The sequence below is a fragment of the Pseudomonas sp. NC02 genome, from assembly GCF_002874965.1.
In the GTDB taxonomy this organism is placed as follows: Bacteria; Pseudomonadota; Gammaproteobacteria; order Pseudomonadales; family Pseudomonadaceae; genus Aquipseudomonas.
In genome coordinates this window covers 4,961,190-4,973,846 of the sequence record NZ_CP025624.1, presented here as the reverse complement: position 1 = coordinate 4,973,846, position 12,657 = coordinate 4,961,190, and the positions used below count along the sequence as shown (strand labels likewise).

Below are 12,657 nucleotides of genomic sequence, written 5' to 3'. Positions count from 1 at the left end.
ACACCGCTTTCGCGAGCAAGCCCGCTCCCACATTCGATCGCATTTCAAAATTTAGATATAAAAACGCGACATAAAAATGTCGCTTATCGGACAGTTCGCCCCGCAACAGTGCGTTTGACCCGCAAATTCGTTAGGCTAGCCGCCTCTTTATGCGTGTGCCTCCCAAAAGGAAGCCTCGCGCCAGACCGGTCGGTCCCCATCCGGACCGGCAGTATTTCCCTCATCCATAGGGAAGCCCTCTCTAAATTCCGATTCAGTAGTGTGGTATTTCCTCAAATGAAAGTGTTGAAAAGCCAGGACATCCTGGCGTTGGGCTTTATGACTTTTGCCCTGTTCGTGGGCGCCGGCAACATCATCTTCCCGCCAATCGTCGGTTTGCAGTCCGGGCCTCATGTCTGGATGGCAGCGCTGGGCTTCCTGATCACCGCGGTCGGTTTGCCGGTGATCACCGTTGTCGCCCTGGCCAAGGTCGGTGGTGGCATGGACGCGTTGAGCAGTCCGATCGGCAAGATCGCCGGTGGCTTGCTGGCAGCGGCGGCCTACCTGGCTGTCGGCCCGTTGTTCGCCACCCCGCGAACCGCCACCGTTTCCTTTGAAGTGGGCCTGGCGCCGCTGACCGGTGAAAGCCCGCTGGCGCTGTTCCTCTACAGCTCGGTGTACTTCCTGTTGGTGTTCTTCATCTCCCTGTACCCGGGCCGTCTGCTGGATACAGTCGGTCGTTTCCTGGCACCGTTGAAGATCATCGCCCTGGCCGTCTTGGGCATTGCTGCCTTTGCCTTGCCGGCCGGCGATGTGGGTGTTGCCACCCCTGAGTACGTGGCTGCACCGTTCTCCCAGGGCTTTATCAATGGTTACCTGACCATGGATACCCTCGGCGCGCTGGTATTCGGCATTGTGATCGTCAACGCGATCCGCTCCCGTGGCGTCGAGTCGCCGAAGCTGATCACCCGCTACGCGATCATCGCCGGGCTGATTGCCGGTGTGGGCCTGGCGCTGGTGTACATCAGCCTGTTCCGCCTCGGTTCGGGCAGCCATGAAGTGGCGGCCGGTGCCGCCAACGGCGCCGCCGTGCTGCACGCCTACGTCCAGCACACCTTCGGCTCCCTGGGCAGCGGCTTCCTCGCCGTGCTGATTTCCCTGGCGTGCCTGGTAACCGCGGTGGGCCTGACCTGCGCCTGCGCCGAGTACTTCAGCCGCGTACTGCCGCTGTCCTATAAGACCCTGGTGGTGATCCTGGCGGTATTCTCGCTGTTTGTGTCCAACCTGGGCCTGACCAAGCTGATCGCGTTCTCGATCCCGGTGCTGACCGCCATCTACCCGCCGTGCATCGTGCTGGTGGCCCTGAGCTTCTGTAAGGACTTCTGGCAGGAGCAGGGCCGGATCGTTGGCCCGGTGATGCTGGTGTCGTTCATCTTCGGTTGCATTGACGCGCTGAAGGGCGCGGGCCTGGCTGACTGGATGCCATCGCAACTGGCTCACCTGCCGCTGAGCGAGCAGGGCCTGGCGTGGCTGGTGCCTTCGGTGATGACGCTGGTGGTTGCGGTGGTGATTGACCGCCTGCTGGGCAAACGCAGTGAAGCGATGGCTTAAACGTTTAGCCACTAACTTGTGCCGAGGTTTAGTTCGAAGTTTCGAGCTGCCCGGCCGGGTTAAAAGCACCGGACAAAGTAAAGCCCGCTATTAAGCGGGCTTTCTTTTGCAACATGACTTTTCAAGTCACAGTGTTCAAGTCGTCAGACTCAAGAACCGGTTGCAGGTGTTGCTTCTTTCGCTGCAGCTTCGTTCGATTCAGCCTGAGCTTTGGCAGCATCGGCGTTTTCTTTCGCAGCGTCGTTCACTTTATCCTGTGCTTTCGCCATGTCTTTTTGAGCTTGCTCAGAGTGGGCTGCGGCATCTTGGGCTTTGTCTTCGGATTTTTTGTCGCAGGCAGCGAGGCCGAGGGCAGCAGCCAGCATCATGGAAATAGCTAAAGTCTTGCGCATGGGGTGTTTCTCCTTATTGAAGATATCTACTGGCCTTTCGAGCCTATGCCCAACGCTTAGTTCCTTAAATCTCACAGATATATAAGGCTTTTCCCTAGGGAACTTTCAGCAAGGTTGTCTACTCCGCCGGCTCCACACTAATAAGAGTCTTTAACGAATGACCGAAAATCCTCTTTTATCCCGTGCCACGCGCTTTGTTTCAGCCTTGCGCCACTGCCAGGTGCTGGGCATCCAGGTGCACGCCGCCAGTGAGGACGGCATGACGCTGGTGTTGCCCTATGCTCCGCATATCGTCGGTGACCCGCAGACCGGCGTGATCCACGGCGGCGCCATCACATCCTTGATGGACACCGCCTGTGGCATGGCTACCTTGTGCGTACTGCCGGAGTTCGAGGTTTGCCCGACCCTGGACCTGCGCATCGACTACATGCACCCGGCCGAGCCCCATAAACCGGTATTCGGCTTTGCCCAGTGCTACCGGGTGACCACCGACGTGATCTTCACCCGCGGCTTCGCCTACCAGGACGATCCGCAGCAACCGATTGCCCACGTGGTGGGCACGTTCATGCGCATGGGCAAGCGCCTCAAGGGCAGCCAGGGCCTGGGCAATGCAATCAAGGGAGAACAGGCATGAAACATCAGTTCAAGACCCGTCTGCAGCAAGCCCACGAGCGCGGCAACTATGAAGCGCTGCTCAACCTGATTCCCTACGCCAAGCTGATTGGCATCGAATGCACGCGGCTGGGGGATGAATTGCTGTTTCGCATGCCGGCCAACAAGGACAACATTGGTAACCCGATATTGCCGGCGATCCATGGTGGGGTGATCGCAGGCTTTATGGAGCTGTCCGCAGCCTTGCATTTGCTGGTTTTCACCGGTGCGCCTGGTGTTCCCAAGATCATCGATTTCTCCCTGGATTACCTGCGCGCCGGCCAGTTTCGCGACACCTACGCCAAATGCCAGGTGTGGCGCCAGGGCCGACGGGTGGCCAATGTGGCGATTACCGCCTGGCAAAGCACCCCGGCCGAACCGATTGCCACCGCCCGCGCGCATTTCAAGATTGAGGAACCGGCCCGCCCTTGAAATCCTGGTCTTAGCCCCCAACTTTGATGACAACCCGCCGCCAACCCTCAAGGGCGCGGCCACTGCCATCCAATTGGAGTTTGATGACCATGAGTGTGGAAACTCAAAAGGAAACCCTGGGCTTCCAGACCGAGGTGAAGCAACTGCTGCACCTCATGATCCATTCGCTGTATTCCAACAAGGAAATTTTCCTTCGCGAATTGATCTCGAACGCCTCTGACGCTGTCGACAAATTACGTTTCGAAGCCCTGTCCAAGCCTGAGTTGCTGGAAGGTGGCGCGGAACTGAAAATCCGTGTGAGCTTCGACAAGGACGCGAAAACCGTCACCCTCGAAGACAACGGTATCGGCATGAGCCGTGACGATGCGATCACCCACCTGGGGACCATCGCCAAATCCGGCACCGCTGATTTCATGAAGAACCTGTCGGGCGACCAGAAGAAAGATTCGCACCTGATCGGCCAGTTCGGCGTGGGCTTCTACTCGGCCTTCATCGTTGCCGACAAGGTTGAAGTATTCAGCCGCCGTGCCGGCCTTGCCGCCAGCGAAGGCGTGCACTGGTCTTCCAAGGGCGAGGGCGAATTTGAAATCGCCACTGTCGACAAGGCTGATCGTGGTACCCGCATCGTCCTGCACCTGAAGTCCGGTGAAGACGAGTTCGCCGATGGCTGGCGTCTGCGCAATATCATCAAGAAGTACTCCGACCACATCGCGTTGCCGATCGAGTTGCCGAAAGAACAAGCGGCGGCCGAAGGCGAAGAAGCCCCAGCCCAGGAATGGGAAGTGGTCAACCGCGCCAGCGCCCTGTGGACCCGTCCTCGTACCGAAGTCAAGGACGAGGAATACCAGGAGTTCTACAAGCACATTGCCCACGATTACGAAAACCCGCTGAGCTGGAGCCACAACAAGGTCGAAGGCAAGCTGGAATACAGCTCGCTGCTCTACGTACCGGCCCGTGCTCCGTTCGACCTGTACCAGCGTGAAGCGCCGAAAGGCCTGAAGCTGTATGTGCAGCGCGTATTCGTGATGGACCAGGCGGAATCGTTCCTGCCGTTGTACCTGCGCTTTATCAAGGGTGTGGTTGACTCCAACGACCTGTCGCTGAACGTGTCGCGGGAAATCCTGCAGAAAGACCCGATCATCGACTCGATGAAGTCGGCGCTGACCAAGCGTGTCCTCGACATGCTGGAAAAGCTGGCGAAAAACGAGCCTGAGCAATACAAGGGCTTCTGGAAAAACTTCGGCCAGGTCATGAAAGAAGGCCCGGCAGAAGATTTCGCCAACAAGGAAAAAATCGCCGGCCTGCTGCGTTTCGCATCGACCAACGGTGACGACGGCGAGCAGAACGTTTCCCTGGCTGAATACCTGGCTCGCGCCAAGGAAGGTCAGGACAAGATCTACTACCTGACCGGTGAAACCTACGCTCAGGTCAAGAACAGCCCGCACCTGGAAGTCTTCCGCAAGAAAGGCATCGAAGTGCTGCTGCTGACCGACCGCATCGACGAGTGGCTGATGAGCTACCTCAGCGACTTCGACGGCAAGAGCTTTGTTGACGTCGCCCGCGGCGACCTGGACCTGGGCAACCTGGATTCCGAAGAAGACAAGAAAGCCGCTGAAGAAGTGGCCAAGTCCAAAGAGGGTCTGGTTGAGCGAATCAAGACCGCCTTGGGCGATGCCGTCAGCGAAGTGCGGGTTTCCCACCGTCTGACCGATTCCCCGGCGATCCTGGCCATCGGCGAGCAGGACCTGGGCATGCAGATGCGTCAGATCCTGGAAGCCAGCGGTCAGAAGGTTCCGGATTCCAAGCCGATCTTCGAATTCAACCCGGCTCACCCGCTGATCGAGAAACTCGACGGCGAGCAGAGCGAAGAGCGGTTTGGCGACCTGTCGCACATCCTCTTCGACCAGGCAGCCCTGGCTGCCGGCGACAGCCTGAAAGACCCGGCCGCTTATGTGCGCCGACTGAACAAGTTGTTGGTTGAACTGTCGGTTTAACACCGTTGTAGAAAAACCCGCTTCGGCGGGTTTTTTCGTTCTGGAGCCTTTCACCTGGAGTAAATGATGAGCCAAATCACCGTGCGTTCCGTGGTCTATCAGATTGATGGCCAGTCTTATGAAAGCCGCCTGGCATTTGATGCCAGTCATAAGGGCCCGCTGCCAGGGTTGTTGATGGCGCCGAACTGGATGGGTGTCAGTGCCGGCGCTGAAGAGATCGCCAAGAGCGTGGCCAGCAAGGGCTACGTGGTGCTGCTTGCCGACCTGTACGGGCAAACCGTCCGCCCTTCGAACGGCGATGAAGCGGGTGCGGCGATGATGCCGTTGAAGAATGACCGGCCGCTGTTGAACAAGCGCATGCAGGTCGCGCTTGATCACCTGAAAACCCAGACTGAAGCGGCGGTGGATACCTCGAAGCTGGCGACCTTTGGTTTCTGCTTCGGTGGTTGCTGCTCCCTGGAGCTGGCACGTACCGGTGCACCGTTGAAAGCTGCCGTTTCGTTCCACGGCAGCCTCGACACGCCGAACCCGGCCGATGCAAAAAACATCAAGGGTTCCGTGCTGGTGTTGCACGGTGCTTCCGACCCGTTGGTGCCGAAGGAGCAACTGCCGGCGTTTGAAGACGAAATGAACGCCGCCGGTGTGGATTGGCAATTGCTGAGCTACGGCGGTGCGGTGCACTCGTTTACCGACCCGCACGCGAATGTGCCGGGCAAGATGATGTATGACGCGAAGACCGCTGCGCGGGCCTTTCAGTCGATGCATAACTTGCTGGATGAAGTGTTCAAGGGCTGATAGTTCGGTTGCCTGAGCTGGCCCCTTCGCGAGCAAGCCCGCTCCCACATTTTAACCGTGTACATCCTGAAGGAACGCGGTCGAAATGTGGGAGCGGGCTTGCTCGCGAAGGCTGTTTCACAGGCAATAAAGCGCTTAAGCCTTGCCTAGAGGCAACTCGATCCGCTCACTTTCCCCCGGCACTGTCGGCCAATCCCCAGCCGCCCAACGCTGCCGAGCCTGCTCGATCAACGCCGGATCACTCGCGACAAAATTCCAGTTAATCCGCCGTGGCCCATCCAGCGCCGCGCCGCCGAACACCACCAGGTGGCAATCAGTCTCGGCAAACAGCCCCATGCTTGCGCCTGCCGGCAACACCACCAGGCTATGCACCTCCAGCGCTTCGCCATCCAACTGCGCCTCACCCTCCAGCACATACACCGCCCGTTCTTCATGCTCATCCGGGATCAGCAGGGTGGTAGCCGTCTGCATCCGCACCTCGGCATACAAGGTGGGCGACAACACCGGCACCGGCGATTCGAGGCAAAAGCCATTGCCGGCAATCAGGCGAATCTGCACGCCGAGGTTATCGCTCACCGGCAAGCTGGCGGCCGGATGATGGCTGTAATGCCCAGGCCCTTGTTCATGTTCCTTGGGGGAGGCCAGCCACACTTGCAACCCGTGCAGGCTGAAACCACTGGCCTTCAACGCCTCGGGGCTGCGTTCAACGTGGGCAATGGCACTGCCGGCTGTCATCCAGCTGACGTCCCCGGCCTTGACCACCTGATCGGAGCCGAGGCTGTCCTTGTGCAGGAGTTCGCCTTCAAACAGGTAGGTCAGGGTAGACAGGCCGATGTGCGGGTGTTGGCGAATGTTCATGCCGGTACCCGGGGCATAACGGGTTTGCAGCATATGGTCGAAAAACACGAAAGGCCCGACGCTGCGGCATTGCCTGGAGGGCAGTGGGCGCAGGATCGGTTGGCCTTCCACATCTTCGGCGCGCGGGCGAATCACGGTCACGGTGGTCATGGTGCTTCCCAGTCTGAGCGGGTCTGATGGTACTGAGCATAACCCGCTCGACGGGAGGTTGCCGCTACTGGCTGAAGGCGCCTTCGGAGAGCCGGGTCTCAATGGTAACTTCGGCCGTGGTCATCAGCTTGTGCACCGGGCAGCGATCCGCCACGCGGTGCAGCTCGTCGCGCTGCTCGTCAGTGAGTACGCCCTTGAGGGTCAGTTTGACGTTGAGCTTGTATTTGCCCTTTTGCTCTTCGGTGCTGTCATGGGTGACTTCCACGGTCACGCCGGTCAGCGGTATGTCTTTTTTCTGCGCATAGAGCTTGACGGTCAGGGCCTTGCAGGACGCCAGTGCGGCGTCGAAGTAATCGTGGGGGGAGGGCGCCGAATCGTCACCGCCCAGGCTCTTGGGCAGGTCGGTAAACAGCTCGTGGTTATTGATATTGACGCTGTGGCGGAAGTTTTCGGCGTTCAGCGTGTTCACGGTAACAGGCATGGCAAACCTCACAGGGTGGCAGGAAGAAGCTCATGCAGTTATAGAGCATGCTGGCACGTTGGTGTTCCCCGTTGTTTACCGCTGAACCCGCAGGCGCGGTCCGAGGTCTACCGGCATTAGCCCTTGTTTGAGATACCCCCGTGCGCCGGACCCGCCTGAGTATTGCCCTGTTGCTGACCGCCGCAAGCCTTGCGGTGCAGGCTCGCGACTATGCCTACAGCGATGCACACCTGCATTACGTCGATTTCTTCCAGGAGTCGGCGGGCATGGATAAATTACTCAAGGCCATGGCCGATAATCGCATCGAGCACGTGATGATTTCCGGCATACCGGTGGCCAAGAAATGGCATGAGGACGAACCCAAGCGGCCGCGCTATTACGCCGGGGACGACGCCGACGCCTATTGGTACAGCGCCACCGACGTGTTCGTCGCCGATGCGGTCAATAAACTGAGCCCGGAGCAACGTCAGCGCTTTCATCCGTTCCTCAGTGGTTTCAATCCCAACGATAAAAATGCCGCATCCCATATCCAGCGCATGCTCGATCTCAATCCTGGGCTCTGGCAAGGCATCGGCGAAGTCTTCACCCGTCACGACGACCTGACCGCGCTGACCTCCGGCGACACCCCAAGGGCCAACAACGAGGCGATGACCCGCATCTATCACCTGGCCGCGGAGAATGATCTGCCGGTGATGGTGCATTCCAACATCACCTCCAAGCGTGAGAAAAATCCGTTGTACCTGGCGGAAATGGAAGAGCCGCTGCGTAATCACCCGCACACCCGGTTTATCTGGGCCCATGCGGGCAGCAGCATGGAGATCCATCGGCACCAGACGCAGATGGATTTTTTGCTGCCGACCCTGGCGCGCATGCTGGAGGCTTACCCCAACCTTTACGTCGACCTGTCCTGGAGCGTGCTCACGCCTTACTTGCTGGATGAGGCGGGAATGGCACGCCCTGAGTGGGTAAAGCTGGTGGAGCGCTTCCCGGACCGCTTCATGCTTGGCTCAGACGTGGTAGGACGCTTCAACAAGCTCGGTAAGGAAATGCGCAGCTTTGACCCGTTCCTCGATGCGTTGCCTGAGGATGTGGCCAGAAAGGTCGCACGGGACAATTTCCTGGCGATTCTGCCCAAGCCCAGGTGATGGGTTTAGCTGAATCGCTACAGGCGGGGCGGGGCGATCATAAGGCGTTTTGATATCGCGTTTTCGTCTTAGGCAAACGTCTCAACTCGCCGATACCTTTCAAGAGCCCGCTGCAGGTGGATGCAGCGCTTTTGGAAGGATTCCGAGCATGAATATCAGAAGTCTGAATATCGCCCCTCGCGCCGGCCTGGGGTTTGGTTTGCTGGCGCTGATGGTGTTTGCCCTGGGCGGGTTCGCCTTGTTGCAGATGGGCAATATGCGCCAGCAGTCTGACCAGGTGGAAAACAACTGGCTGCCCAGCGTGATGGCGGTCGGCGAGATGAATCAGGACCTGCTGCGGGTGCGGGCCCTGACGTTGCGGCTACTGCTTAACCGCGACCCGCAGGCAATCACGCAGAATGAGCAGAAAATCACCGAGCTGAAAAGCGGCCTGCACAAGGCTCAGTCCCTCTATGAAGGCTTGATCGTGCTGCCAGAAGAGCGGGTGCTGTTCGATCGCTTTAAAACCGAGGAAGAGCGTTACCTGCAGCGCCAGGAACAGGTGATGGCGTTTTCCCGGGCGAATCAGTTGGAAGACGCGATCAAGGTGGTCAACGGCGAGATGAACCAGTTGGCCGACGAACTGGCCGGTACCCTGCGTGAGCTGGTGACGTTGAACAAGGTCAGTGCCAATCAGGCGGCGAGCCTGGCGCAAAGTGTGTTCACGCAATCGCGCAGTTGGGTGGTTGGCATGATTGCCGTGACGGCGCTGATCACCATCGGCCTGGCATTGTTGCTGACCCGCAGTATTGTGCTGCCGTTATCCCAGTCTTTGAAAGTCGCCCAGGGTGTGGCCAGTGGCGATCTGACCGGGGTGATTACTGTCAGCGGCCAGGATGAGCCGGCGCGTTTGCAGCAGGCGCTGAAAAGCATGCAGGAGAGCCTGCGGGAAACCATTCGGCGTATTTCCGATTCGTCCAGCCAGTTGGCGTCGGCTTCCGAAGAGCTTAGTTGCGTGACCGAAGATGCCACCCGTGGGTTGCATCAGCAGAGTCAGGAAATCGAGCAGGCGGCTACTGCGGTGAACCAGATGACGGCGGCGGTGGAGGAGGTGGCGAGCAACGCGGTGGCTACGTCCCAGGCATCGCGGGAGTCGGATCGTATCGCTCAGCACGGGCGCGAGCAGGTGCATCAGACGGTGTTGTCGATTGAGTCCCTGGCGGATGATGTGACGGCCAATGCGACTCAGGTGGAGGACCTGGCGCAGAAGGTATATGGCATCAGCAAGGTGCTGGATGTGATTCGTTCGATTGCCGAGCAGACCAATTTGCTGGCGCTGAATGCCGCCATCGAAGCGGCGCGAGCTGGGGATGCCGGGCGTGGGTTTGCGGTGGTGGCGGATGAGGTGCGTGCCTTGGCGCATCGTACGCAGCAGTCGACCCAGGAAATCGAGCAGATGATCAGTGGGATTCAGCAGGGGACTGATCAGGCTGTCAGCTCCATGCAGCAGAGCAATACTCGGGCGCGGTCAACGTTGGATATCGCCAAGTCGGCGGGGACGGCGCTGGAGGAGATTGCTTCGGCGTTTACCCTGATCAATGAGCGCAACCTGGTGATTGCCAGTGCCTCGGAAGAACAGGCGGCGGTGGCGCGGGAGGTGGATCGCAATTTGATGAATATTCGCGATTTGGCACAGCAGACGTCGGCGGGGGCGAACCAGACCAGTGCGGCGAGCCAGGAGTTGTCGCGGTTGGCGGTGGATCTCAACACGATGGTGGCTCGGTTTTCGGTTTAGGTTGTTGGGTGGGCATATCCGTTGCTGCGGTCACGGCGGCTTATGGTTTCGCTCTTACAGCGAGTCACTTTGCAAAAAAGCGGCAAAGTAACCAAAGCGCTCTGCCCCGCCTGTCGGCGGGGCGCCTAAGATCAAAAGCAAGAGCACGGCGGCCTGGAAGCCGACCTGAGTGTTAGAAGCAAAAGCAGAACCGCTTTTCTGTCGGAGCCGGCTTGCCGGCGAAAACCTGAGAACGCCGCGTTGAATCAGGATGCCAGCGTCATCGTTAACGACCTTCGCGAGCAAGCCCGCTCCCACATTGGACCGTGCCCGTTTTAGCTTTTGATTTTGCTTCTAAACACTCAAGCCTGAGCGAGGTGCCGAGTGATCGGGCAAGAGCGTTTTGCTTACTTTTGACTGGGCACGCATTCCGGCTTTCAAAAGTGAGCCACTGTAAGCGCGGTAAACGGGTAAAAAAACGCCCCGAACCAGTCGGGGCGTTTTCAGGCGATCAAGCTGCGAGAGCTTACTTACCCTGCCAGCGTTTCAGCACCAGGGTGGCGTTAGTGCCACCAAAGCCGAAGCTGTTGCTCATCACTGTATTGATGGTCGCATCTTCACGAGTCTTGGTCAGGATAGGCATGTCAGCCACGTCCGGGTCCAGTTCCTCGATGTTGGCAGAACCCGCCATGAAGTTGCCTTCCATCATCAGCAGGCAGTAGATCGCTTCGTGAACGCCAGCGGCGCCCAGGGAGTGACCCGACAGGCTCTTGGTAGAGCTGATCGCCGGAGCCTTGTCGCCGAATACCGCACGCACGCCTTCCATTTCCTTGGAGTCGCCGACCGGAGTCGAAGTACCGTGGGTGTTCAGGTAGTCGATCGGGGTATCAACGGTGGACATGGCCATCTGCATGCAGCGGATGGCGCCTTCGCCGCTTGGCGCAACCATGTCGTAGCCGTCGGACGTCGCGCCGTAGCCGACGATTTCCGCGTAGATCTTCGCACCACGGGCCAGGGCGTGTTCCAGCTCCTCGACCACCACCATGCCGCCACCGCCGGCAATGACGAAACCATCACGGTTCTTGTCATAGGCGCGGGAGGCTTTGTCCGGGGTTTCGTTGTACTGGGTCGACAGGGCGCCCATGGCGTCGAACAGGAACGACTGGCTCCAATGTTCTTCTTCACCGCCGCCGGCAAATACGATGTCCTGCTTGCCCAACTGGATCTGCTCTACAGCGGTACCGATGCAGTGAGCACTGGTGGCGCAAGCGGAGGAGATCGAGTAGTTCACGCCCTTGATCTTGAACGGCGTGGCCAGGCAGGCGGAAACGGTGCTGCCCATGGTCCGCGTGACGCGGTACGGGCCAACGCGCTTGACGCCTTTCTCGCGCAGGATGTCCAGCGCTTCCATCTGGTTCAAGGTCGACGCGCCACCGGAACCGGCGATCAGACCGGTGCGTACGTTGGACACCTGGTCTTCGCTCAGGCCGGAATCGGTGATCGCGTCCTTCATGGCCAGGTAGGCGTAAGCGGCTGCGTGGCCGACGAAGCGATAGATCTTGCGATCAATCAGCTCTTCGAGGGGCAGGTCGATGGAGCCGGAAACCTGGCTACGCAGACCCATTTCGGCATATTCCGGGTTGAAGCGGATGCCAGGGCGACTTGCACGCAGGTTAGCGGAGACGGTCTCTTTGTCATTGCCCAGGCACGAAACAATGCCCAGACCAGTGATAACGACGCGGCGCATGCGGATAACCCTTAAAAGTTGTCAGTGGAAGTGAATACGCCGACCCGAAGGCCTTCGGCAGTATAAATCTCGCGACCGTCGACAGTCACCGAACCATCGGCAATGGCCAGGTTCAGCTTGCCCTTGAGGACGCGCTTGATTTGAATGTTGTAAGTGACTTTCTTGGCGGTCGGCAAGACCTGGCCAAAGAACTTCACTTCGCCCGAACCCAGGGCGCGACCGCGGCCCGGCAGGCCTTGCCAGCCCAGGTAGAAACCGACCAGCTGCCACATGGCGTCAAGGCCCAGGCAGCCCGGCATCACCGGATCGCCTTCGAAATGGCAGGCGAAAAACCACAGGTCAGGGGTGATATCCAGCTCGGCGACCAATTCACCTTTGCCGTACTTGCCACCCTCTTCGCTGATATGGGTGATGCGATCCACCATCAGCATGTTCGGGGCGGGCAGTTGCGCGTTACCTGGGCCGAACAGCTCACCGCGACTGCAGCGCAGCAGGTCTTCCCGAGTAAAGGCGTTTTGTTTGGTCATGCGAGCTCCTCAATAATCCCATGCGGCAGGGCAGGGCAAATCTTCCCGGCCGACTGAAGCGTTCATGCCTCATATCGGCAGCCTACACATAGACTATTGCGTTGTAGTGAAAGTCACAGCGTCAAGGTCATGAATGTACACT

At 59.0% G+C, this 12,657-nt stretch carries 12 protein-coding genes; 7 read left to right on the top strand and 5 right to left on the bottom strand.

What is annotated here, in order from left to right:
* The first annotated feature begins 276 nt into the window (after positions 1-276).
* Positions 277-1,590, top strand: a complete 1,314-nt coding sequence (gene brnQ / locus C0058_RS23135) for a branched-chain amino acid transport system II carrier protein (protein WP_003210565.1) — start codon at positions 277-279, stop codon at positions 1,588-1,590.
* Between the two features lie 149 nt (positions 1,591-1,739).
* On the opposite strand, the gene C0058_RS23130 is transcribed toward brnQ, so the two are convergent.
* Positions 1,740-1,982, bottom strand: coding sequence for a hypothetical protein (locus C0058_RS23130; protein WP_003210564.1), 243 nt, complete (start codon positions 1,980-1,982; stop codon positions 1,740-1,742).
* A gap of 157 nt (positions 1,983-2,139) precedes the next feature.
* On the opposite strand from C0058_RS23130, the gene C0058_RS23125 reads away from it, so the two are divergent.
* The 4 genes from C0058_RS23125 (at position 2,140) to C0058_RS23110 (ending at position 5,854) form a co-directional block, all read left to right on the top strand.
* A complete protein-coding gene (locus tag C0058_RS23125; RefSeq protein WP_003210563.1) occupies positions 2,140-2,616 on the top strand; it encodes a PaaI family thioesterase in 477 nt (158 codons plus the stop codon).
* Positions 2,613-3,065 (top strand): PaaI family thioesterase, encoded by a 453-nt coding sequence (locus tag C0058_RS23120; protein WP_063028212.1) that lies wholly within the window; start codon positions 2,613-2,615, stop codon positions 3,063-3,065. Before C0058_RS23125 ends, C0058_RS23120 begins: the two co-directional genes overlap by 4 nt.
* 89 nt (positions 3,066-3,154) lie before the next feature.
* Positions 3,155-5,059, top strand: coding sequence for a molecular chaperone HtpG (gene htpG, locus C0058_RS23115; RefSeq protein WP_003210561.1), 1,905 nt, complete (start codon positions 3,155-3,157; stop codon positions 5,057-5,059).
* Between the two features lie 66 nt (positions 5,060-5,125).
* Positions 5,126-5,854, top strand: a complete 729-nt coding sequence (locus tag C0058_RS23110; RefSeq protein ID WP_008434010.1) for a dienelactone hydrolase family protein — start codon at positions 5,126-5,128, stop codon at positions 5,852-5,854.
* Positions 5,855-5,989: 135 nt separating this feature from the next.
* Here C0058_RS23110 and C0058_RS23105 read toward each other — a convergent pair whose 3' ends face one another.
* Positions 5,990-6,862, bottom strand: coding sequence for a pirin family protein (locus C0058_RS23105; RefSeq protein WP_102369648.1), 873 nt, complete (start codon positions 6,860-6,862; stop codon positions 5,990-5,992).
* Between the two features lie 64 nt (positions 6,863-6,926).
* Entirely contained in the window at positions 6,927-7,343 is a 417-nt protein-coding gene (locus C0058_RS23100) for an OsmC family protein (RefSeq protein ID WP_003210558.1), read from the bottom strand.
* A gap of 140 nt (positions 7,344-7,483) precedes the next feature.
* Here C0058_RS23100 and C0058_RS23095 point away from each other — a divergent pair, with 140 nt between their 5' ends.
* Entirely contained in the window at positions 7,484-8,488 is a 1,005-nt protein-coding gene (locus tag C0058_RS23095) for an amidohydrolase family protein (protein WP_102369647.1), read from the top strand.
* A gap of 148 nt (positions 8,489-8,636) precedes the next feature.
* Positions 8,637-10,262, top strand: coding sequence for a methyl-accepting chemotaxis protein (locus tag C0058_RS23090; RefSeq protein WP_003210555.1), 1,626 nt, complete (start codon positions 8,637-8,639; stop codon positions 10,260-10,262).
* Positions 10,263-10,767: 505 nt separating this feature from the next.
* Here C0058_RS23090 and fabB read toward each other — a convergent pair.
* Entirely contained in the window at positions 10,768-11,988 is a 1,221-nt protein-coding gene (gene fabB, locus C0058_RS23085; protein ID WP_003210553.1) for a beta-ketoacyl-ACP synthase I, read from the bottom strand.
* 11 nt (positions 11,989-11,999) lie between these two features.
* Positions 12,000-12,515, bottom strand: coding sequence for a 3-hydroxyacyl-[acyl-carrier-protein] dehydratase FabA (gene fabA, locus C0058_RS23080; RefSeq protein ID WP_003210552.1), 516 nt, complete (start codon positions 12,513-12,515; stop codon positions 12,000-12,002).
* Between the last annotated feature and the right edge of the window lie 142 nt (positions 12,516-12,657).